The organism is Caballeronia choica (assembly GCF_001544535.1).
Lineage (GTDB): Bacteria > Pseudomonadota > Gammaproteobacteria > Burkholderiales > Burkholderiaceae > Caballeronia > Caballeronia choica.
Genome location: NZ_FCON02000465.1, coordinates 1 through 1325 on the forward strand (window position 1 = coordinate 1; position 1325 = coordinate 1325).

At 60.3% G+C, this 1325-nt stretch carries 1 protein-coding gene; it reads right to left on the reverse strand.

Going from position 1 to position 1325, the window contains the following annotated elements; translation table 11 throughout:
* Positions 1-28: 28 nt before the first annotated feature.
* On the reverse strand, positions 29-991 hold the full coding sequence (locus tag AWB68_RS45020) for a TauD/TfdA dioxygenase family protein (RefSeq protein ID WP_087650464.1): 963 nt from the start codon (positions 989-991) through the stop codon (positions 29-31).
* Positions 992-1325 lie beyond the last annotated feature (334 nt).

A 1325-nucleotide genomic window follows, 5' to 3' on the forward strand; every position in this document is an offset into this window, starting at 1 on the left:
CCTGGAATTGCCGAGGGAGCCGGTCGGCTCAGGCCAGCGGGGTGCCCGTGAGGGTGGCGCGCAGCATCTTTCTTGGCTCATTGCCGTAGTCAGCCACGGCGTAGTGCTGAACCTGCAGGTTGTCCCACATGGCAACCGTGTTGGTTCTCCATTTCAGACGCACCTGGTATTCCGGAATCGCGGCCTGAGAGGTCAGATAGTTCAGCAGATGTTGCGCCTCCGGCATGAAGTCCTGGCCGTACCGGATGTCCTCGAAGTTGTAGAAATTCGAGAAATGGGTCGTGAACGTCGAGTTGACGAACAAAATCTTTTCGCCCGTCTCGGGATGGGTGAGCACCACCGGGTGCTCGGCGGCGGGGTTCTTCGCGGCCATCGCGTGACGTTCTGCGATCGGCATCTGGGCGCCAAAGGCGTGCTCGGCATCGTGCTTGGCGTACAGGCCATCGATCCGTTGCTTGATGGCGGCGGGCAGCTTTTCGTAGGCCATCACCATGTTGGACCAGATGGTGTCGCCACCGGTGTCCGGACCCAGTTCGCAGCGCAATACCGCGCCGCGGGGCGGCGCCTTCTTGTAGGTCACATCGGCATGCCAGGTGTTTTCGCGGCTGGCTTTTTCGACGAAGCCCTGGGGCTTGCCCGGGTCGAGATTGCGGTACAGCATCAGCAACTTGTCCGCTTCCGGATGGCTCGGAGCAAGCGGATGGGCTTCCAGTCCGGCGAATTGAGCGGCGAAATTCTGTTGCTCCATCGGCGTAATGTTCTGATCGCGGAAGAACAGCACTTTATGCTTGAGCCACAGCGCCCGGATTTCGGCGATGGCGTCAGGATCCTGGGCGGCATCAGCGAGGCTGATATTGCTGAGTTCGGCGCCGATGGCGGGCGTGCAAATCTCCACCTTGATCGAATGCTGGCGCACCGATGGCCGGACAATGGCCGGTGCGATGGACGCGGCTTGTGAAGTAGTGTTTTGGGTTACAGCGCTTGATGTCATTGATGTCTCCAGTCTGTGTTTTGTGCGGCGGCAAGTCATGCGTGCGTCCGGCAGATGTAGCTGGCTCCTGTCAGCACGGCAGGGGATCGCTTCATCGGTGCCACGAGAGTCATAATAGGGAGTTCGGCCGCGGTGCCATTGATTTAGCGCGACAATTTCTTTGCGTATTGGGACGCGAGGCCAGCACCTATGACTGGAAAGCCGATAGCGATAACGCTCCCCGTGCGGTCCGGGCGGTAAAGTCGGCGATCGCGGAGGCAGGCGGGGATCTGTAACGTCAGAAATGTGCAGAGTGCGGCCGGTTCAGGCCGTGTGGCTGGCTGGGATGACGAAG

What these genes read in the sequence shown, in the direction of transcription:
- AWB68_RS45020 (WP_087650464.1), bottom strand. Translation starts at nt 991, where the DNA reads ATGACATCAAGCGCTGTAACCCAAAACACTACTTCACAAGCCGCGTCC.